Here is a 20188-nt window from a genome sequence, read left to right on the forward strand (position 1 = left end):
GAGCCGGCTTTGCTTTTGCGGTCAGAGGGTTGGCGTTAAGTCAGTGCCATTCGGGCCTGATCCGGTTCGCGCGTCAATCGCAGCGCTTCGATGCTTTCACCGTCGTCGCTGAAGTCCAGTTGCACGGTGAGCTGATAGTCGATGCGCGGCGGCGCGCCGTCCGGCGCAACTGTCGTGTCCGACAGAGGATCGCCGTTGAACGAAACCGTGACGATCACTTCGTCCTGCGCCCGGTGCTCGTGCCAATAGCACAGGTGGTAGCGCCACAACGCAGTTTCGGCGAGATTAGCCGCGCCCTGCGCGCTGGCACCCTGCGTTTCAATACCCGGCGGCGCCGGTTCCCAGAGCAGCGGCGGTACTGTGGGTCGTATCGGCATGGCGATTCCGTGGGAGCGATGCGAACAGTGGATCACGCACAACGGGAAGCGCCGCACGCGTGGGCCGCTCTCCAGTGCCTGAGCATGCCACGGTCCGTCGTGCGCTGCCGCGGCCCCGTGTCCTGCATGAACTGGCCCGTCCCCGGCGCGCGTCAGCGCCTCATACGCACATGCATGCACCGGCTCGATACATACGAATGCAGTCAATGCAGCGAAGCGCCGGCATGAAGTCGGCGGGGATCGCGGCCCGAGCCGTGCTTGCCCATTGGTTGTGCGCAGAGCCTCGATGCACCGAGTGCTGCATCGAGACTCCGCGTTTACTGGGCGCAGGTCCGGAATCTACCGGCGGGCGTCAACCCTCCATCGCGTCCTCGTGGTCGAACTCCGCCAGCACATGCTTGCCGTACCAGTGGCCTTCCACGAGGACCAGATCGTGCTCCGCCCACACCGGCGCACCGAACAGCGTAACGGTGGTTCGCACGCGGGCCGTGTCCTTGCCCAGAGCGAGCACATCGACCTTCAGCGAATCGGCAACCGCGTCGAGGTCGATGCCGTAGGTTCGCACGGCCTCCTTCGCCGCGACGAGCATCGGGCCGGCTCGTTCCAGCACGCCTTCGAGCGGCAGCGTCTTGAGCTGGTCGATGTCGGTGATACCCGTGCGGCGTGCTGCATCCGTGAGCACGGTCAGTGCGCGGCGCATCGAATCCGGGCTGAGGAAATCGGTGTTGCTGGCCCATCGCTGGATTCCCGGCAGCGCGCTTTCAAGGGCTTGCCGCTGCGCCTCGGTAAGTTTCGTATCCGGCGACTTGATCGCCACCTGCATGGCGCCCAATGCCATCAGCGTCATGCCCGCCAATTGCGGCCGCGCCTTGGTCATCTCCGGTTCGAGCGTGAGCATCAGCTGGTCCACGGCATCGGGCGCCGTGAACTGGCGAATTTTCTCGGCGAAACGGGCGCGTTCCGTGTCAGTCGTGGGCTTGTTCGAGGCGATCGCGAACGCCTGTCGCGCCGCTTCCCAGCGCGAACGCGGCGTCAGTCCCTCGGCCAGACCGGCCAGATCGCCGGCCCGGAACCGTCGCGCCAGCTCGGTGATCTCAACCGCCGGATCCGGCGCGGTGGCGCTGGCGACGTGAGTGACAGGCGCGCGGGCAGGGGCAACTTCGTTCGCCCAGAGCGCGGAGCTGGTTCCAGCCAGGATCACGGACAGCAGGCTCACAGACAACGCTTTCATTTTCATCGCGGTACTCCTCTCGTGGGAGCTCTAGTGTTGTACTGATGTACAACACTAGTAAGTGACGGAAGTCATTGCCGCCGAGCGGCAAGAGGGCGTTGTACCTTTAAGGCGGTTCGGCCGCCGACCCTTGCGCCAGCAAACCCCATCCAATGACTGCGGACTGGCGAGACCGAGCGTCAGACTGGTTACGGATCAGCAAGCGGCGTGCCGCTCGCGCGAACGGCACAGTGACGCTCGCCTATCCCTTGTTCGCCTTCGTCACGAACAGGACATATCCCGCCAAAGTGAATGCCGCGAACCACGCAACCGCGAACAGGTGCATGCCCGACGTCGACACCGTCACGCGCGCGGCCGGATTGTCCTTGAGGTAGTCGAGCATCGTGTAGGCGTAGGGAATAAGGTTGGCGTGCTGCCAGGAAAGCGCAGCGAGCGCGCCGATCCAGGCCAGGAAGCCGATGCCGATCGGCACCAGGAAATGGTTGAAGCGCAGGCTCATGAGGTACTGCGCCGCGACGATCGGCAGGCAGTCGAGAAAATACAGCGTCGTGTCGGCGGCGAATTCGCCGAGCGGCAGCGGCGCAGACGGATACGGCACGCCGCCGATGAGCAGCGACGGCAGCAGCGCCGACAGATAGATGCCCAGTACGAACAGCGCGAAGAACTGCGCGAGCATCAGCATGATGACGGCGAGCTTGGCAAAGAAGATCGTCACAGCATGCAGCGGCAGCGCGTGCACCTGTTTCCAGGCGTTGTTGCGGACCTCGATCTGCACGACCAGGCTGGTCGCGAGGATGGCCGCCATCGGCACGAAGAAGATCGCCATCGATTCCCAGGCGCTGCGCCACAGCGAAGTCCAGAACAGCGGATCCGCGTAGAGCGCGGGCAGCTGCGCGTGGCGGATCAGCCGCACCACCGTGATGATCGCTGGTGTGAAGAATGCGCCGCCGGCGACGAGCCAGGCGGCCAAGCTGCGCCGCCTCTTCAGCCATTCGCAAACCAAGGCATCGACGAATTCCGATTCGAAACGCAGTGATCTCATGCCGCGCGGCTCCCGATGAGGTCCATGAAGATCGATTCGAGATCGCCGCCGTCGGTGCCGATGCCGTGCACGTCGATACCGTGCTCGACCAGACTGCGATTGACCGCCGCGATCTGTGGCGGCGGCATCGCGGGCATCACGATGCCGTGCGCCGTGGACTCGGCCGCGATGCCCGATTCGAGGAGGACGCGCAGTGCGCGGACAGCGTCCGCGGTGTGCAGCAGGACCGGCGCAACCGGCTGGCGTTCGTGCCGCAACGCGGCTAGCGTGCCTTGGAACAACAGACGGCCACGGTGCACGATGCCGACATGCGTTACGAAGCGCTCGATCTCGGCGAGCAGATGGCTGGACACGAGGATGGTCGTACCCTGCTCGCGGTTCAGCGCGATCAGCAGGTCTCGCATCTCAATGATGCCGTTCGGGTCGAGTCCGTTGGTCGGCTCGTCGAGGATGAGCAGCTCAGGCGCGTGCAGCATCGCCGCGGCGATGCCCAGCCGCTGCTTCATGCCCAGCGAGAACTGACCGACGCGCTTGTGGCGTGTGCCGGCAAGCCCGACACGCTCGAGTACCGCACCGATGCGCTGCCGCGGCACGCGATGGATACGCTGCAGCAAAGCGAGGTTTTCGGCAGCAGTCAGATGTTCGTAGAGCGACGGACTTTCGATCAGCGAACCGACGCGCCGGAGTATGTCGACGCGGTGCCGGTCGAGACTGCGGCCGAAGATCGTGATCGCGCCGCGCTGCTTTCGGATCAGCCCCAGCACGAGGCGCAGCGTCGTGGTCTTGCCGGCACCGTTCGGGCCCAGAAAACCGTACACGCTACCCTGGGGCACGGCCAGTGCGATGGTGTCCAGGACAGCCTCGTCAGGCGCGTAGTGATGGCACAGGTCGACGGTTTCGAGGCAAAGCATGCGGGTGATCCAATGGCGAATGGGGGCGTCAAAAATTGATGTTAGACTTAGATTATCACCATGGAAATTTAAGTTATAACTAAATAATGGCAAATCCATGACCAATCTGCAGATTGTCTCCATCCGCGCCCGGAGCGCGTCCTTGCTGCCGTTCGTGACCGGCCTGGCGGCGGTGCTCTGGGTACTGCTGCTGTTCGAGCGATTCGGCGCGGCGGGCCTGCGCGTGGTCGCGCACGGTGACGCCGCCGCTTGGCAGGCGCTCGCGGTGCAGGGCGTCGCGGCAATCCCGGAGGTGTTCTACCTGCTCGCGCTCGACGGTGTTCGCCGCGCGCTCGCGGAATTTGCGCGCGGTCAGCTGTACGCACCGACCATGACGCGCATGCTCGACCGCATCGGCGTAGTGCTGGCAGCCGGTGCGTTCATCGGCGTGTTCGTCGTCCCCGGCATGCAGCGCGCACTCGGCGCCGGCCCCGGCTACTGGATCGCGTTCGACGTGTCCGGGTTCGTGCTCGGCGCGCTGGGACTGCTGCTGACCGTCATCGCCCGCGTGTTCGGACGCGCGGCGGCCCTCGAAGCCGAACTCGACGAGATCTTCTGATGCCTGTCCGTATCCGGCTCGACGAGGTGCTCGCCGCACGGCGCCTCAAGGCAAAGCAGATCGCCGCACAGATCGGCGTCAGCGAAACGCACCTGTCGCTGTTCCGCTCGGGCAAGGTGCGTGGCGTACGCTTTTCCACATTGGCCAAACTGTGCGCAGCGCTCGAGTGCCAACCGGGCGACCTGATCGTCTACGATCCGGACGCATCGGACCTGGACCCGGCGGAAGACGCCGAGTAGCCGCGCCCGCATCCATCGCTGGCCGGTATTGGGCGCGGCGCAGGATCGCTGCACGGTCTCGTTACCGCGAACACCAGCGCGACCACCACATTCCTGCGAAAGCCACGCAATGAACAGAGCACGCCTCGCGCTACTCACCGCTCTGGCCATGTCGGCCTTCGCGGGCAATTCCATCCTGTGCCGGCTTGCGCTCAAGGGCACGGCGACCGATCCGGCGAGCTTCACCGTCGTGCGCATCGTCACCGGCGCGGTCGTGCTCGCGGTGCTGGTCTGGTTGCGCGGCCACGAACGCCCGCGTGCGGCCGGCAGCTGGGCCGGTGCCGCCGCGCTGAGCCTGTACGCCGTCGCTTTCTCGTTCGCCTATGTGCGGCTCAGCGCCGGCAGCGGCGCCTTGCTGCTGTTCGGTGCGGTGCAATCGAGCCTGCTCGGCTATGGCCTGTGCAAAGGCGAACGTCTGTCGGCACTGGCGCTGTGCGGTTTCACGACGAGCATCGCCGGACTGCTGTTCCTGCTGTTGCCGGGCAGCACCGCGCCGCATTTGGGCAGCGCGCTCGTGATGGTCTGCGCGGGCGTGGCCTGGGCCTGGTATACGGTGCTCGGCCGCGGCGTTGCCGATGCATTGCACACCACCGCCGGCAGCTTCCTGCGCGCCGTACCGATCGTCGTCGCGGCCGCGGTGCCATTTGTGCCGGTCCTGCGCATCGACGCGTCCGGCGCGCTGTGTGCTGCGATGTCCGGCGCGGTCGCGTCGGGCATCGGCTATACGATCTGGTATCAGGCCGTGCCTCACCTGAGCGCGCTGCGTGCCTCGGCCGTGCAGTTGAGCGTACCGGTGCTCAGCGCCGTTGCCGGCGTGGCCCTGCTCGCCGAGCCATTGACGCTGCGTCTAGGTATCGCGTCGGTCGCGGTGCTCGGCGGCATTGCGCTGGTGCTCGCCGCGCGCGAGCGCTCGCGCTGAAGTGCTAGGGTTCCACCGGCACCCGCACCCAGCCTTCCATCAGCACGCGCGCGCTACGGCTCATGCTCACGCGCGTCACGGTCCATTCGCCGTTGGCCTCGTGCGCCTGCGCACCGACGCGCAACGTGCCGGAGGGATGGCCGAAGCGCACGACCTCGCGCGAGCCGCCGCCGGCGGCCTGGTTGACCAGCGTACCGGGAATCGCAGCCGCGGTGCCGATCGCGACCGCAGCCGTGCCCATCATCGCGTGGTGCAGCTTGCCCATGGACAGCGCGCGTACGAGCAGGTCGACGTCCCCGGCCGCGACTGGCTTGCCGCTCGACGATGCATACGTTGTCGGTTTTGCGACAAATGCCACCTTGGGCGTGTGCTGCCGCTTCGCCGCTTCGGCGACGTCGCGGATCAGGCCCATGCGCACGGCGCCGTGGGCACGGATCGTCTCGAACACCGCGAGCGCCTTCGCATCCTCGTTGATCGCGCCCTGCAGTTCGGTGCCGTCGTAGCCGAGGTCCTGCGCGTTGACGAAGATCGTCGGGATACCAGCATTGATCAGCGTCGCCTTCAGCGTGCCCACGCCGGGGACGTCGAGATCGTCGACGAGATTGCCGGTCGGGAACATCGCCCCGCCCTCCTCGCCGTCATCGGCCGGATCGAGGAACTCGATCTGCACCTCGGCCGCCGGGAAGGTCACGCCATCGAGTTCGAAGTCGCCGGTTTCCTGCACCAGACCATCCGTGACCGGTACGTGGGCGATGATGGTCTTGGCGATCTGCGTCTGCCATATGCGTACCGTGCAGATGCCGTCGCGCGGAATGCGCGCGGCATCGACGAGGCCGTTGCTGATCGCGAACGAGCCTACCGCGGCGGTGAGATTGCCGCAGTTGCCGCTCCAGTCGACCAGCGCCTGGTCGATGGCCACCTGGCCGAAGCGATAATCGACGTCGTGGCCGGGCCTCTCGCTGCGCGAGAGGACGACCACCTTGCTGGTGCTCGAGGTCGCGCCGCCCATGCCGTCGATCTGCTTGCCATACGGATCAGGACTGCCGATCACGCGCAGCAGCAGACGGTCGCGTGCCTCGCCGGGGACCTGCGCGGCCTCGGGCAGATCCTCGAGGCGGAAGAACACGCCCTTGCTGGTGCCGCCGCGCATGTAGGTGGCGGCGATGCGGATTTGCGGGGGATGCGACATGTGGATGTGTTCCTTTTTCCGGCGGAAGCCCCGGCTAAGCCGAGAGCCTGGTCTTGAGCCTTCCCCTTGAAGGGTTCGGCTGGGTGGGGATGGTGTGCTCGGCGTGAAGTTCGACGCAATGGAGAAAACAGCGCGCGTGATATGGACAGCGTTCTACCCCGGAACGGGGTAGCGTCAACACCATCCCCACCCAACCCTCCCCTTGAAGGGGAGGGCTTTCACGGCTACGACTGTCTGTCCCCGCTGACCGAGCATTCTTTGGAGATTCTCGTTGCCGAGTCGGTGCTCGCATCCGGCGACGTAAACGAAACGATCATTAGGCAGCTCGAGTGGACGCCTGAAGGAAATCCTCGGCAAAACGCTGCAGCACGCCGCCGGCCTCGTAAATCGAGACTTCCTCGGCCGTATCGAGGCGGCAGGTCACCGGCACGTCGACGAGGTCGCCGTTGCGGCGCCGGATGACGAGGTTCAGGTCCGCGCGCGCGCGGCGTACGCCGGTCACGTCGAAGGTCTCGGTGCCGTCGATGCCCAGGGTCTTGCGATCCGTGCCCGGCTTGAATTCCAGCGGCAGCACGCCCATGCCGATCAGGTTCGTGCGGTGGATGCGTTCGAAGCCTTCGGCCACGATCGCCTCGACGCCGGCCAGGCGCACGCCCTTGGCGGCCCAGTCGCGCGAGGAACCCTGGCCGTAGTCGGCACCGGCAATGATGATCAGCGGCTGTTTGCGCTCCATGTAGGTTTCGATCGTCTCCCACATGCGCAGGACGGTTCCGTCCGGCTCCAGCCGCGCGAGCGAACCGGGCTTCACTGCACCGTCGACGATGATCATTTCATTGACCAGTTTCGGATTCGCGAACGTCGCGCGCTGCGCGGTCAGGTGATCGCCGCGGTGCGTGGCATAGGAGTTGAAGTCTTCTTCCGGCAGGCCCATGCGCGCGAGGTATTCGCCGGCGGCGCTGTCGAGCAGGATCGCGTTGGACGGCGACAGATGATCGGTGGTGATGTTGTCGCCGAGCACGGCGAGCGGACGCATGCCGCGCAGCGTGCGTTCGCCGGCGAGCGCGCCTTCCCAGTACGGCGGCCGGCGGATGTAGGTGCTCTGCGGACGCCATGCGTACAGCGGGCTGATCGTCTCGCCGCTCGCGACACGGGCGCGAAACATCGGTTCGTAGACCTTGCGAAAATGTTCGGGCTTGACGCTGCTCGCGACGATCGCGTCGATCTCCGCATCACTGGGCCAGATGTCGATGAGCCGCACGGGCGTGCCGCCCGCGTCGAGCCCGAGCACGTCCTTCTCGATGTCGAAGCGCACGGTTCCGGCAATCGCGTAGGCGATGACCAGCGGTGGCGACGCGAGGAAGGCCTGCTTTGCATACGGGTGGATGCGGCCATCGAAGTTGCGGTTGCCCGACAGCACCGCGGTGGCGTAGAGGTCGCGGTCGATGATTTCCTGCTGGATCGCCGGATCGAGCGCGCCGCTCATGCCGTTGCAGGTCGTACAGGCGAAAGCAACGATACCGAAACCGAGCGTTTCCAGTTCTGTCAGCAGGCCGGCTTCTTCCAGATACAACTGCACGGCCTTGGAGCCCGGCGCAAGCGAGGACTTCACCCAGGGCTTGCGCACGAGGCCTCGCGCGTTCGCATTGCGTGCGAGCAGGCCGGCGGCGATGACGTTGCGCGGGTTGGAGGTGTTCGTGCAGCTCGTGATCGCGGCGATGATGACGGCGCCGTCGGGCATCTGCCCGGGCACTTCCTCCCAGGGCGCGGCGATGCCGCGTTCGGCCAGCGCCGACGTCGGCAGGCGTTTGTGCGGATTCGACGGGCCGGCCATGTTGCGCACGACGCCGGAGAGGTCGAACGTGAGCACGCGCGGGTACTCGGCGGTCTTCAGATCGTCGGCCCATAGGCCCGCGACGCGGGCATAGGTCTCGACCAGCTTCACCTGCGCGTCTTCGCGGCCGGTCAGGCGCAGGTAGGTGAGGGTCTGTTCGTCGATGTAGAACATGGCCGCGGTCGCGCCGAATTCCGGCGTCATGTTGGAGATGGTCGCGCGATCGCCGAGCGTCAACGCGCTGGCGCCCTCACCGTAGAACTCGACGTAGGCGCCGACGACTTTCTCTTTGCGCAGGAATTCGGTCAGCGCGAGCACCACGTCGGTTGCGGTAATGCCTTCGGCCGGGCAGCCGGTCAGCTCCACGCCGATGATGTCGGGCAGGCGCATCCACGAGGCGCGGCCGAGCATCACGCTCTCGGCTTCGAGGCCGCCGACGCCGATCGCGATCACGCCGAGCGCATCGACATGCGGCGTGTGGCTGTCGGTGCCGACGAGCGTGTCGGGGAACGCCACACCATCCTGCGCGTGAATCACCGGCGACATCCGCTCCAGATTGATCTGATGCATGATGCCGTTGCCCGGCGGAATCACGTCGACGTTCTTGAACGCCTGCCGGGTCCATTCGATGAAATGGAAGCGGTCCTCGTTGCGCCGGTCTTCGATCGCGCGGTTTTTGGCGAAGGCGTTGCGGTCGAAGCCGGCAAACTCCACCGCGAGCGAATGGTCGACGATGAGCTGCGTCGGCACGACCGGATTGACCTGGGCCGGGTCGCCGCCCTTGTCGGCGATCGCATCGCGCAGTCCCGCCAGATCGACCAGCGCGGTCTGCCCGAGAATGTCGTGGCAGACCACGCGCGCGGGGAACCACGGGAAATCCAGATCCTGGCGCCGCTCGATGAGCTGCGTCAGCGCGGCCGTCAGCAGCGCCGGATCGCAGCGGCGCACGAGATTCTCGGCGTGGACGCGCGAGGTATAGGGCAGGCCGGCGTAGGCACCTGGACTGATCGCATCGACCGCGGCACGCGCGTCGAAGTAGTCCAGTGCGGTCCCGGGAAGCGGTTTGCGGTGGGCTGTGTTCATGGCTGGCTGACTCGGCAAGCAGGATGGGCGGGCCACGGGTGCGTACGGCACGCGTGCGGAGAGCGAAGCTGCGGGGCGGCGATCATAGCCCTGCCCTCGCCTCGGCGCGGGATACGGCGTTTCTTGATCGGTCGTATGCGCCGATGTGTTTGCGATCCTGCCGGCGCCTCATCCTCGCGATGCGCGTGAACGGCAATCTGGCATCCTCCGACCTATTGATCAATCTTGATCGGGACAATCAATCTGTATCCATGGAACATGACCTGATTCGCGCCGACGAGGCCTGCCGGATCCTCGACGTCAGCGCGGCAACGCTCTACGCCTATGTGAGTCGTGGCCTGCTGGAATCACGACCGGGGCCAGACCATCGCAGCCGCTGCTATCGGCGCGATGAGGTCGAGCGCCTGGCGCAGAGCCGGCGTGCCGGCCGCGGCGCGGCCGGGGGCGCGGCGCAAAGCCTGGACCGGGGCCTGCCGGTGCTACAGACGCGCATCTCGCTGATCCGCGCTGAAGGTCCCTACTACCGCGGCCGGTCCGCGATCGAAGCAGCACGTAGCGGCGCGACACTGGAAGACGTTGCCCGCACCTTGTGGGAGTGCGGCGCCGCCGATCCGTTCGCGACGGTACCGAGCGCTGCCTGGCCGGCGAGCGTCGCAGCATTCGCCGGCGACACCACGCTGCCACCGCTGGAACGCGCCATGGCCGCCATTCCGCTGCTGGGGCTCCAGGTCCGTCATTCGTTCAGCCTGTCCCCGGCCGTGCGCCGGGACATCGCCGCCCTGCTGCTGCGCCAGAACGCGGCGCTGCTGATCGGCGGTGCGACGGCCGCAGCGCCAGTGCACCGCCAGCTCGCCGAGGCGTGGTCGCCTGGCGATGCAAGACTGATTGAGGTCGTGCGCACGGCGCTGGTGCTGTGCGCCGAGCACGAGCTGAATGTGTCGGCGTTTGCCGCGCGCGTCGTCGCATCGACCGGCGCGCATCTGCACGCAACGGTGTGCAGCGGCCTGGCTGCGCTGTCCGGCCCGCGCCACGGCGGTGCGACGGCGCGCGCCCACGCCGTGATCGAGGCCGGCGGCGACGCCATCGCTGCGCGCTGGCAGCGCGGCGACGATCTGCCGGGATTTGGCCACGCCCTCTATCCACACGGGGATCCGCGCGCCGCCGCGTTGCTGGCGCTGCTGCGCGAGCAGCATGACGGCCGTCCGACGATGCGCGAACTGGATGCGCTGATCAGCCGCGCCGAGGACGCCAGCGGATTGCGTCCGAATCTGGATCTCGCCCTGGCCGCGCTATGCCATCTGTATGCCCTGCCCGTGATCTCGGCCCTCGTCCTGTTCGCGACCGGCCGGCTCGCCGGCTGGCTCGCGCATGCGCTGGAACAGCAGGAGCAGGGCCGGCTGATCCGCCCGCGCGCGCAGTACACCGGTGCGCAACCCGACGACGCTCCACGCGATTGATCGACGCGGGCGTTCTGCGTGAGCGAGGCACGCGCTACGCGCCGATTCGCGCGGTCCTGGGCTTTCCGCAGCATGGCCATGCGCACGGCAGCGACATCCGACAGGCGCCGCCGCTGCCGCGGTCTGATTTCTCCAGGCGCCAAAAGGCGCCGTCGCGGGTTCAGCCGCGCTGCGCGCGCACCCAGCGCACGATGTCGGCAGCGCTCATCGCACCGGACTGGCGCGCCAGCTCGCGCCCGTGGCGGAACAGCACCAGCGTCGGGATACTGCGGATGCCGAAGCGCGCACCCAGCGCCGGCACTGCCTCGGTGTCGACCTTCGCCAGTCGCAGCTGCGGCTCCAACTGCACGGCAGCGGCCTGGAATTGCGGTGCCATGGTCAGGCAAGGGCCACACCAGGGCGCCCAGAAATCGACGAGCAGCGGCAGTTCGGCACGGCCGGCGTGGACGTCGAAACTGGCGGCATCGAGCGCGACCGGGTGCGCGTCGAACAGGCGCTTGCCGCAGCGACCGCAGACCGGCGCTTCGGCCAGCCGTGTGTGCGGTACGCGGTTGAGCGTGTGGCAGTGCGGACACGCCACCAGCAGTGCTTCACTCATCGGAGTCTCCGTACGGGCCTGGCGCAGGGACGCCAGGCGGTGGCGCCAGCCCACCATGTGCGGTGTCGAACGACCGTTGACAAGGTCGGTCGGCCGCACCAGCCCGAACATCGGCGGGCGACGCGACCCACTCGCCGTTGCGCCCACCTGGGCGCCACTGCGCCAGGCCGGCGTTGACGAAACAAACGGCTGATTCGCTTCGGATTTGGCCTGGTTTCCGACCCGCGCGCGCCGAACGGGCGACTGTGCGACAATCGCGACCCTTTTCGACCCCGAGGATCCACCCATGAAACGTGCACGCGCCCGTCGTCGCAAGAACCGCCTCCGCAGCGCCCTGCGTACGCGCGCCAAGCTGTAAGTCTGCGCAAGTCGCCGACCCGGACGCCCCTGTCCGGGTCGGCTTTTTTTTGTCTCGAGAACCCAGTCGCGAAGCGGCCCGGGCAGCATGATCGTGTTCCGTGGTGGTCCTGTTCTCGAGCCTGCCCGTCGTCCGCGCCGCACCCGCCGCACTTGCGGGTCTAGCCCGCTCGCGAACGGCCGGTCTGCCGGGATGACCATTTCCATGGCCCTGCGCCCCACGCTGTTCTGGCCCGCATTTCTCACACCCGTTAGTACCGAGGCCGTCGATACGCCGTACTGATGCGCGCCGCGGACTTCAGTGACGGCGAAGGCGTAGCCGAGGAGCAGCGCGCGTCAGGGCGAGCGGATCGGCGGCCGCAGTAGAAGGGGTGTGAGAAAGGCGGGCTAGCCACGGCCATCATCGGCCACGGCTACATGGAACGTCGCGCTGCGCAGCGCCGCTGCATCCGGAAGCGACTCGCCTGCGTAGGACTTCACGTCCCGGCAGCGCGGTACCGATCGGTGGATCCAGTCGACAATCCTCGCCACACGCTCCGAATGTGGGTTCGTTGCGGCCTTTGCGCGCTGTGCATGACGCCGTGGATGGCGGCCGCCGGCGCAGCGGACGACGTCCGGCGTCACGACGGCATCGCATACCGTCGCGGCAGCGAGGACGTGGCCTATCGTGAATCGCACTGGCGCTACACGGAAGCCGGGCAGCCACACTGGCTCGTGCTCTACCGCTGCGCCGACGGCCAGCCGTTCGCACGCAAACGGTTGTCCGGCGACGCCAACACCGCAGCACCCGATTTCGAGTTCATCGACGAGCGCGACGGCTACCGCGAAGGGGTGCGGCGCAGCGCCAACGCGCGCGAGGTGTACTGGCAGCCGTCCAAGACGAGTCCGGAGCAGCGCGAATCGGTGAATCTCGGTGCCGACGCCGTCGTAGACGCCGGTTTCGACGCGTTCGTGCGCACGCACTGGACGGAACTGGTCGAGGGCCGGCCGCGGACAGCCACGTTCCTGCTGCCCAGCGATTTCAACTTCATGCAACTCGTGCTGCGCAAGACCTCGAGCGCAGTATCCGGGCCGACCACGCAGTTCACCCTGCGTGCGGCGGCCTGGTACGCGTTCGCGCTACCGGAAATCACGTTGACCTATCGCAACAGCGACCGGCGGCTGTTGCGCTTTGCCGGCGTCAGCACGATCCGCGACGAGCGCGGCAAGCGGCAGTCGGTCGACGTCGTGTTTCCGCCAGACAGCGAGGCAGTCGCCACCTCGCCCGCCGAGGTCCTGGCGGCCCAGTCGGCACAGCTCGCCACGCGATGCAGCGGCTGATGGCGGCACGGCCAGATCCCGTTGAATTTTCCTTGCGGGATTCAATTCTCCGGCGCGGTGGCGTTCTCCCCGCGACGATCGCGTCCGCCGCCACGGCCGCATCGCACACGTCGCCGCCTTCGGCGCCTCAACCTCACCTGGAAATCTGACCATGCGCTTCTGGTTCAACCTGCTGGGCTATCAGGCGGTCTGGTTCGCGGCCGTGCTCGGCGCTGCGCGCGGGCGGGCATGGCCTGCACTGGTCGCCGCCGCGCTGTTCGCGCTCGTGCATTTCGGCCTGCACGGACGTCGCTCCACCGACGCGCGACTGCTGCTGTGCGCATTGGCTGCCGGCGCGCTGATGGACGGCGGGCTGGCCGCGAGCGGCTGGCTGGCCTATTCCGCCCAGGTTCCCACCTGGCCTCCGCTGTGGATCCTCGCGATCTGGGCCGCGTTCGCGCTGACCATCGACCATTCGCTCGCTTATTTGCAGACCCATCCGCTGGTGGCAGTGCTGCTCGGCGCAGTCGGCGGGCCGCTCGCCTATCTTGGAGCCCAGCGTCTCGAGGCGGTCGTGTTCATGGCGCCGGACTGGCGCGCCATTGCGGCACTGGCGCTGGCCTGGGCGCTGGCACTACCCGCCTTGACGCAGTTGGCGCACCGCTGGCGCCGCAGCGATCGCGAACTGAAGGCTGCCCTACCCATTCACGGAGAATCACGATGATGCCGAAAGCCGCCGCGACAGTACTGTCCCTGCTCCTGCTGAGCGCCTGCGCCGCGCGCCCGGTGACGATACGCACCGTCGAGCATGTCGATCTGCCGCGTTTCATGGGCGACTGGTACGTCATCGCGCATATCCCGAGCCGGACGGAACGGCACGCACACAACGCGATCGAGACCTACGCATTGGCGAGCGACGGCTCGATCGCGACGACCTTCCGCTATCGCAACGCACCCGACGGCCCGCTGCGGATCCTGCGGCCGAAGGGCACCGTGGTGCCGGATACCGGCAACGCCGTCTGGGGCATGCAGTTCATCTGGCCGATCCGCGCCGAGTACGTCGTGTCCTACCTTGCTCCCGACTACCAGCAGACCATCATCGGCCGCAGCGCGCTCGACTACGCGTGGATCATGGCGCGCACGCCGACGCTGCCCGAGGCGCGCTACGCCGAGCTCCTGCAGGAACTGACCGACCTCGGCTATTCGCCGGATCGCGTCCGGCGCGTGCCGCAGCAATGGCCGGAAAGCGTCGACGCGGAGACGGATCGCCCATGATGAAACATAAATAACTATGCAATAGTTACACTAATATCTTATCGGCGTTCGTCGATATTTCGTCGCAGCAGCACTTGCGCGCTCGCTGTCCGCAGCGTACGGTGAGCGCAGAGACGCACACGTTACTCTGCCGCCGCACCCTTCGACATCCCGTTGTTCGCGGATGATCGAACCCCTCCTGGCGGCTATCGCGCGCACGACATTCCTCACGACGCGGGCGGACACAGTCATGATTCATTCGAGAACCCGACGGTTCGGTGCCCTACGTCTGCTCACGATCCTTGCGCTGGCCTTCATGCCTGCCGCGACGGCAATGGGCGCTGCAGCGGCCGCCAGCGCGATGGCGATGCCGCAAGGTCGCTGCGACGGCGTCGTCAGCGACAGTGCCGCCACTTCCGCGATCCAGTCGCGCCTGGACTGGAGTTCCGCGATCGACGCGTCCGACGTGCGCCTGGTCACCCGCGGCGGCGTGACCGAAATTCGCGGACTCGTGCGCAGCGAAGCACAACGCCTCCTCGTCGGCGACGTCGCACGCGACACCTACGGTGTGGAGCGCGTGAACAACCAGCTCGACGTGAACGACTGGGCGCCCGTGACCGACACCGCGCGTGAAATTGTCGTCACGCGCGATGCCGAACGCGCGCGCGACCACGGCAAGCTCCGCTCCGACGCCTGGATTGCCGCCGCGCTCACTTATACCTTGTCGTTCTCACGCGCCATCGATACCTGCCAGATCGCAGTCGAGAGCGCTGACGGAAGGGTTTCCCTGCGCGGCACCATCGCCTCGGCCGCGGCGCGGGATTCCGCGCTTGCGCTCGCCAAGGACACGCTTGGCGTGCAGTCGGCCAGCGCCGCGGAACTCGTCGCCAAGTAGATGCGCCGGCTATGCCGCAGCATGCCGCGGACCCGAACTCGCGGCGCGGCGTCGACGGAGCGACCACCGCAGTGACGACCGACCCACGACGGCCTGACCGCTGCCGCGCCTGCCGGACGAGGCTGGCCCGCAGGCGCGCCTGACTTTCTCGATATCTCAACACCGGGTTGCCGACACTTCCGGCCTACCGCGCCTTGGCCGGGCAGGACGGTGGGTCCTGTCCTTCCCGCAACCCGCGCCGACCTGCAAGGACACCGGTGAACGATTCGCTCAGAAAGATCCGCGACAGACTCGTCACGCTGCTGGCCGGCGCGCGCTACAAGGCACGCCGCAGCCAGGTCGCCGAGTCGCCGCTGCGCGCCGAGTTGTTCAGCGCCGACCAGATGGAGGAACACGGCCGCACGCTGGCCGCGTTCCACCGCGTACAGCCCGGACGCGGCCGCAACCGGCTGCTCGAGCGGCTTGATGAGAACGAAGCCGTACTCGTCAGCACCTGCGCCCTGCTGTCGACCGCGATTCGCGAGAACCGCCGCGTCACGCCAGCGAGCGAGTGGCTGCTCGACAACTACTACCTCATCGACGAACACCTGCGTACCGCGAGGCTGCACTTTCCGAAAGGTTACAGTTTTCAATTGCCGCGCCTGGCCAATGGCATGTCCGCCGGGCTGCCGCGCATCTACGACATCGCGCTGAATGCGATCTCCCACGGCGACGGCCGCTTCGACCAGGACAGCCTGCACCGCTTCGTCGCCGCCTACCAGCGCACGGCGCCGCTGAGTCTCGGCGAACTGTGGGCGATTCCGATCATGCTGCGCCTGGCCCTGGTCGAAAACCTGCGCCGAGTCGCCACGCGCGTGACACAGGACCGGCACCACCGCGATCTGGCCGCCGCCTGGGGCGAGAGCATGGCCGAGATCGTCGCGCACGATCCCAAGAGCCTGATCCTCGCCGTCGCCGACATGGCCCGTTCGGATCCGCCGGCAAGCAGTTCCTTCGTCGCCGAGCTGATGCAGCGCCTGCAGAACCAGAGTGCCTCGCTGGCACTCCCGGTATCGTGGCTGGAGCAGCGTCTGGCCGAGGCCGGCGTCACGATCGAGCAGCTGGTGCAGTCGGAAAACCAGCAGCAGGCTGCCGACCAGATGTCGATCAGCAACAGCATCGGCAGCCTGCGCCTGCTGCTGTCGACCGACTGGCGCGCCTTCGTCGAGGGGCTCAGCCAGATCGAGGCCATCCTCGCGACGGATCCGGCCGATATCTACGCGGACATGAGCTTCACGACGCGCGATGCCTATCGCCATGTGGTCGAGCGCGTCGCGCGCAAGGCTGCGCGGGCCGAAGCGGAAGTCGCCGACCTGGCGGTGAAGCTGGCCACGGCGGCCGCGCACGCTGGCGCACCGGATTCGCCGCAGGCACACGTCGGCTACTACCTCGTCGACGCGGGTCTGGCGACGCTGGAGCGCGGCGTCGGCCTGCGCCCTACCCTGCAACGCGTGCCGGTTTCGATCTATCTCGGCGTCATCGTCGCGCTGACGGCCGCGTTCTCCGCCGCCTTGGTGTGGCTGTGGGGCCTGCCAATGCCGCCGCACTGGAATATCGCGTTGGGCGTGCTGCTGGCCATCGCGACGAGCCAGCTCGCCGTGGTGGTTGCGAACTGGCTCGCCGGATTCGCGGCCGCGCCGCAGATGCTTCCGCGCATGGATTATTCGCGCGGAATTCCAGCCGACGCGACGGCATTGGTGGTCGTACCGACCCTGCTCGGCGATACCGATGCGGCGCAGGAAGAAGTCGACGACCTCGAAATCCGTTATCTCGCCAATCGCACCGACCGTCTCCACTTCGCGCTGCTCAGCGATTTCCCCGATGCGCATTGCGAGCACACGCCAGCCGATGCAGCGATCCTCGCCGTCGCCGCCGCCGGCATCGATCGTCTCAACCGGCGCTATGCCGACGGCGATTCGCGCTTCTTCCTGCTGCATCGACCGCGCCGCTGGAACGCCGGCGAGGGCGCGTGGATCGGCGAGGAACGCAAGCGCGGCAAGCTCGGCGACCTCAACGCGCTGCTGCGCGGTGATGCCGCCCAGCGCTTCTCGAGCGTCGTCGGCGACGTCGAGCGGCTCCGCGGCGTGCGCTACGTGATCACGCTCGACGCGGACACGCGCCTGCCGCACGACATCGCGCGCAAGCTCGTCGCGACCATGCACCATCCGCTCAACCGGGCGCGCTTCGATCCCACCTGCGGTCGTGTCGTGTCCGGCTACGGCATCCTGCAGCCGCGCGTCGGCACCACCTTGCCGCTGGCCGGCGCGTCGGCGTACGCGACATTGTTCGGCGGCGATCCGGGACTCGACCCGTATACGCGCGCGGTTTCGGACGTCTACCAGGATCTGTTCGGCGAAGGCTCGTTCACCGGCAAGGGCATCTACGATGTCGATGCGTTCGAACAGGCGCTGTCGCACCGGCTGCCCGACAACCGCATCCTGAGCCACGACCTGCTCGAAGGCTGCTACGTCCGCGCCGGCCTGACCAGCGACGTGGCGGTGTTCGAGAATTTCCCGCAGAGCTATCGCTCCGACATCAAACGGCGGCATCGCTGGATACGCGGCGACTGGCAGATCGCGCAGTGGATGCTGCCGCGCGTTCCGCTCGGCGACGGCGGTACGGAGAAAAATCCGCTGTCCGCGCTGTCTCGCTGGAAGGTGTTCGACAACCTGCGCCGCAGCCTCGCCATACCAGCGCAGTTCCTGCTGTTCGTACTGGGCTGGCTGCTGCTGCCGGGCGCCGTCGCCTGGACCATCGGCGTGGCGCTGCTGACGCTCGCACCCGTGCCGGTGGAAGCGCTGCTCGCGGCGCTGCGCAAACCGTCCGACGCGCGCTGGCGCGCGCATCTGAAGTTCGTCGCTGCCAGTACGGGCAAACGCCTCGGCCAATACCTGTTCGCGCTCGCGTGCCTGCCGTTCGAGGCCACCGTGACGCTCGACGCGATCATGCGCACGCTATGGCGCCGGCATGTTTCACGTCGACGCCTGCTCGAATGGACGCCGTCGAGCGTGGTGGAACGCGGCGGCGGCGATGGTCTCGCCGAGCAGTGGCGCAGCATGGCAATCGCTCCGCTGAGCGCGGTCGGCCTGACCGTCGCGCTGCTGCATTTGCAGCCGGGCGCCCTGCCTGCGGCATTGCCGATCCTGCTGCTGTGGGCGGTCGCGCCGTCGCTCGCCTGGCAGGCGAGCCGCGCGCCGAATGCGGCGCAGGCGCGCCTGGATCCACGCCACGAGCCACTGCTGCGCGACGTTGCGCGGCGCACCTGGCATTTCTTCGAGCGCCATGTCGGTCCGATCGACAACTGGTTGCCGCCGGACAATTACCAGCAGCAGCCCGGCGACGTCGTCGCGCATCGCACTTCGCCCACCAACATCGGCCTGAGCCTGCTCGCGGGCCTGGTCGCGCACGACTTCGGCTATCTGTCGCTGCGGCGCCTGCTGCAACGCACGCAGGCCACGTTCGACAGTCTGGACAAACTCGAACGCTACCGCGGCCACCTGCTCAACTGGTATGACACCCGCACGCTCGCGCCGCTGAATCCACGCTACGTGTCGACCGTCGACAGCGGCAATCTCGCTGGCCACCTGCTCACCTTGCGCCAGGGACTGCTGGCCCTGTGCCGCTACACACCGGCGCAGGCGCGCGTAGTCGACGGGCTTTACGACACCGCCCGCGTGCTGCACAGCCTTGCACCGCCCGCGCTGCAGGCCAGCGTCGGACATCTGCTGCGCACGACGACGGCGACAGAGCAGGCGCGCCAGGCCGGCGATGGCACGCTCGCCACCGAGCTGACGCAGTTGCTCGATCTGGCCACAGCGCTGCGCGACAAGCTCACGGACGAGGACGCCGCCATCGAATGGGCGCAGCTGCTGGTCGACCAGTGCAGCGACGCGCTGGAAGAAGTCCTGCTGTTCTCAACGAAACCGGGGGCCTGCCTCGAAGAGCTCGCCGCTGCTTCGCCCGCCGCGCGCGGCTGGCTGGAGGCATCGCGACAGCTGGCCGCGCGCGCGGCCGAATTCGCCGTGATGGACTACGAATTCCTCTACGACCGCGGCCGCGATCTGTTCAGCATCGGCTTCAACGTCAACGACCATCGCCGTGATGCGGGTTACTACGACCTGCTGGCTTCGGAGGCACGTCTCGGCGTCTTCGTCGCGATCGCCCAGGGTCAGGTGCCGCAGAAGGCGTGGTTCTCGCTCGGCCGGCTGCTGACCCAGACCGGCGGCACGCCGGTGCTGCTGTCGTGGAGCGGGTCGATGTTCGAGTACCTGATGCCGAACCTCGTCATGCCGCTTTATCCGAAATCGCTGCTGGCGCATACCGCACGCGTCGCCGTGGCGCGCCAGATCGACTACGGAAACGAGCGCGACGTGCCCTGGGGCATCTCCGAATGCGGCTATCACCTGACCGATGCCGCGCAGAACTATCAGTATCGCGCGTTCGGCGTGCCGGGCCTGGGTCTGCAGCGCGGCCTGTCCAAGGAACTCGTGATCGCGCCATACGCGACCGCCCTTGCCCTGCTCGTGGCGCCCGATGCGGCGGCGGAAAACCTGCAGCGTCAGGCCGAGCAGCACTGGCTCACGCCCTACGGCTACTACGAGGCGATCGACTACACGACGACACGCCTGCCGCCCGGGGAACGCTGCGCTGTGGTGCGGTCGTTCATGGCGCATCACCAGGGCATGAGCCTGCTCGCCATCGCGCACGTGCTGCTCGACCGGCCCATGCAGCGCCGCTTCGAGGCCGACCCGCAAGTCCAGTCCGCGCTGCTGCTGTTGCAGGTGCGCGTGCCGCGCGCCGCCGGACAGCGGGCCAGCGATCCGATTCTCG

The 20188-nt window shown here is 67.4% G+C and carries 16 protein-coding genes; 9 read left to right on the top strand and 7 right to left on the bottom strand.

Annotated elements, in window-relative coordinates; all coding sequences use genetic code 11:
• Positions 1-35: 35 nt before the first annotated feature.
• The 4 genes from RUU78_RS02640 to RUU78_RS02655 all read right to left on the bottom strand — a co-directional run bounded on the left by RUU78_RS02640 (position 36) and on the right by RUU78_RS02655 (position 3561).
• The gene (locus tag RUU78_RS02640) at positions 36-377 is read right to left on the bottom strand and encodes a hypothetical protein (protein ID WP_313913378.1); all 342 of its coding nucleotides are present in this window, start codon (positions 375-377) and stop codon (positions 36-38) included.
• Between the two features lie 352 nt (positions 378-729).
• A complete protein-coding gene (locus RUU78_RS02645; protein ID WP_313913381.1) occupies positions 730-1593 on the bottom strand; it encodes a hypothetical protein in 864 nt (287 codons plus the stop codon).
• A gap of 256 nt (positions 1594-1849) precedes the next feature.
• Positions 1850-2650 (bottom strand): ABC transporter permease, encoded by an 801-nt coding sequence (locus RUU78_RS02650; protein WP_313913383.1) that lies wholly within the window; start codon positions 2648-2650, stop codon positions 1850-1852.
• Positions 2647-3561 (bottom strand): ABC transporter ATP-binding protein, encoded by a 915-nt coding sequence (locus RUU78_RS02655; protein ID WP_313913385.1) that lies wholly within the window; start codon positions 3559-3561, stop codon positions 2647-2649. Before RUU78_RS02655 ends, RUU78_RS02650 begins: the two co-directional genes overlap by 4 nt.
• A gap of 97 nt (positions 3562-3658) precedes the next feature.
• On the opposite strand from RUU78_RS02655, the gene RUU78_RS02660 reads away from it, so the two are divergent.
• The 3 genes from RUU78_RS02660 to RUU78_RS02670 all read left to right on the top strand — a co-directional run bounded on the left by RUU78_RS02660 (position 3659) and on the right by RUU78_RS02670 (position 5356).
• Positions 3659-4159 (top strand): DUF2975 domain-containing protein, encoded by a 501-nt coding sequence (locus tag RUU78_RS02660; RefSeq protein WP_313913387.1) that lies wholly within the window; start codon positions 3659-3661, stop codon positions 4157-4159.
• A complete protein-coding gene (locus RUU78_RS02665) occupies positions 4159-4398 on the top strand; it encodes a helix-turn-helix transcriptional regulator (RefSeq protein ID WP_313913389.1) in 240 nt (79 codons plus the stop codon). Before RUU78_RS02660 ends, RUU78_RS02665 begins: the two co-directional genes overlap by 1 nt.
• Positions 4399-4507: 109 nt before the next feature.
• On the top strand, positions 4508-5356 hold the full coding sequence (locus RUU78_RS02670) for a DMT family transporter (RefSeq protein ID WP_313913392.1): 849 nt from the start codon (positions 4508-4510) through the stop codon (positions 5354-5356).
• A 4-nt stretch (positions 5357-5360) separates the two neighbouring features.
• Here RUU78_RS02670 and prpF read toward each other — a convergent pair whose 3' ends face one another.
• Both prpF and acnD read right to left on the bottom strand, forming a co-directional pair.
• Positions 5361-6545, bottom strand: a complete 1185-nt coding sequence (gene prpF / locus RUU78_RS02675; RefSeq protein WP_313913394.1) for a 2-methylaconitate cis-trans isomerase PrpF — start codon at positions 6543-6545, stop codon at positions 5361-5363.
• Between the two features lie 316 nt (positions 6546-6861).
• Entirely contained in the window at positions 6862-9459 is a 2598-nt protein-coding gene (gene acnD / locus RUU78_RS02680; RefSeq protein WP_313913396.1) for a Fe/S-dependent 2-methylisocitrate dehydratase AcnD, read from the bottom strand.
• 251 nt (positions 9460-9710) lie between these two features.
• Here acnD and RUU78_RS02685 point away from each other — a divergent pair, with 251 nt between their 5' ends.
• Positions 9711-10916: a citrate synthase family protein gene (locus tag RUU78_RS02685; RefSeq protein WP_313913398.1), complete on the top strand. Its 1206-nt coding sequence runs from the start codon at positions 9711-9713 to the stop codon at positions 10914-10916.
• 160 nt (positions 10917-11076) lie between these two features.
• On the opposite strand, the gene trxC is transcribed toward RUU78_RS02685, so the two are convergent.
• Positions 11077-11514 (bottom strand): thioredoxin TrxC, encoded by a 438-nt coding sequence (gene trxC, locus RUU78_RS02690; RefSeq protein ID WP_313913400.1) that lies wholly within the window; start codon positions 11512-11514, stop codon positions 11077-11079.
• 930 nt (positions 11515-12444) lie between these two features.
• On the opposite strand from trxC, the gene RUU78_RS02695 reads away from it, so the two are divergent.
• The 5 genes from RUU78_RS02695 to RUU78_RS02715 form a co-directional block, all read left to right on the top strand.
• Positions 12445-13191, top strand: coding sequence for a hypothetical protein (locus tag RUU78_RS02695; RefSeq protein WP_313913402.1), 747 nt, complete (start codon positions 12445-12447; stop codon positions 13189-13191).
• A gap of 151 nt (positions 13192-13342) precedes the next feature.
• On the top strand, positions 13343-13894 hold the full coding sequence (locus RUU78_RS02700) for a DUF2878 domain-containing protein (protein ID WP_313913404.1): 552 nt from the start codon (positions 13343-13345) through the stop codon (positions 13892-13894).
• Positions 13891-14445 carry a lipocalin family protein gene (locus RUU78_RS02705; protein ID WP_313913406.1) on the top strand — a complete coding sequence of 185 codons (555 nt, stop codon included), beginning with the start codon at positions 13891-13893 and terminating at the stop codon, positions 14443-14445. Before RUU78_RS02700 ends, RUU78_RS02705 begins: the two co-directional genes overlap by 4 nt.
• Before the next feature lie 229 nt (positions 14446-14674).
• On the top strand, positions 14675-15319 hold the full coding sequence (locus tag RUU78_RS02710) for a BON domain-containing protein (RefSeq protein WP_313913410.1): 645 nt from the start codon (positions 14675-14677) through the stop codon (positions 15317-15319).
• A 257-nt stretch (positions 15320-15576) separates the two neighbouring features.
• On the top strand, positions 15577-20188 hold a 4612-nt coding region (locus tag RUU78_RS02715), incomplete at its 3' end, for a glucoamylase family protein (protein ID WP_313913411.1).

This window comes from Tahibacter sp. (assembly GCF_032229445.1).
In the GTDB taxonomy this organism is placed as follows: domain Bacteria; phylum Pseudomonadota; class Gammaproteobacteria; order Xanthomonadales; family Rhodanobacteraceae; genus Tahibacter.

Bases quoted from the DNA above. Each gene is read 5' to 3' on its own strand.
- RUU78_RS02640 (WP_313913378.1), bottom strand. From the start codon at position 377: ATGCCGATACGACCCACAGTACCGCCGCTGCTCTGGGAACCGGCGCCG.
- RUU78_RS02650 (WP_313913383.1), bottom strand. From the start codon at position 2,650: ATGAGATCACTGCGTTTCGAATCGGAATTCGTCGATGCCTTGGTTTGC.
- RUU78_RS02655 (WP_313913385.1), bottom strand. From the start codon at position 3,561: ATGCTTTGCCTCGAAACCGTCGACCTGTGCCATCACTACGCGCCTGAC.
- RUU78_RS02660 (WP_313913387.1), top strand. From the start codon at position 3,659: ATGACCAATCTGCAGATTGTCTCCATCCGCGCCCGGAGCGCGTCCTTG.
- RUU78_RS02665 (WP_313913389.1), top strand. From the start codon at position 4,159: ATGCCTGTCCGTATCCGGCTCGACGAGGTGCTCGCCGCACGGCGCCTC.
- RUU78_RS02670 (WP_313913392.1), top strand. From the start codon at position 4,508: ATGAACAGAGCACGCCTCGCGCTACTCACCGCTCTGGCCATGTCGGCC.
- prpF (WP_313913394.1), bottom strand. From the start codon at position 6,545: ATGTCGCATCCCCCGCAAATCCGCATCGCCGCCACCTACATGCGCGGC.
- acnD (WP_313913396.1), bottom strand. From the start codon at position 9,459: ATGAACACAGCCCACCGCAAACCGCTTCCCGGGACCGCACTGGACTAC.
- RUU78_RS02685 (WP_313913398.1), top strand. From the start codon at position 9,711: ATGGAACATGACCTGATTCGCGCCGACGAGGCCTGCCGGATCCTCGAC.
- trxC (WP_313913400.1), bottom strand. From the start codon at position 11,514: ATGAGTGAAGCACTGCTGGTGGCGTGTCCGCACTGCCACACGCTCAAC.
- RUU78_RS02695 (WP_313913402.1), top strand. From the start codon at position 12,445: ATGACGCCGTGGATGGCGGCCGCCGGCGCAGCGGACGACGTCCGGCGT.
- RUU78_RS02700 (WP_313913404.1), top strand. From the start codon at position 13,343: ATGCGCTTCTGGTTCAACCTGCTGGGCTATCAGGCGGTCTGGTTCGCG.
- RUU78_RS02705 (WP_313913406.1), top strand. From the start codon at position 13,891: ATGATGCCGAAAGCCGCCGCGACAGTACTGTCCCTGCTCCTGCTGAGC.
- RUU78_RS02710 (WP_313913410.1), top strand. From the start codon at position 14,675: ATGATTCATTCGAGAACCCGACGGTTCGGTGCCCTACGTCTGCTCACG.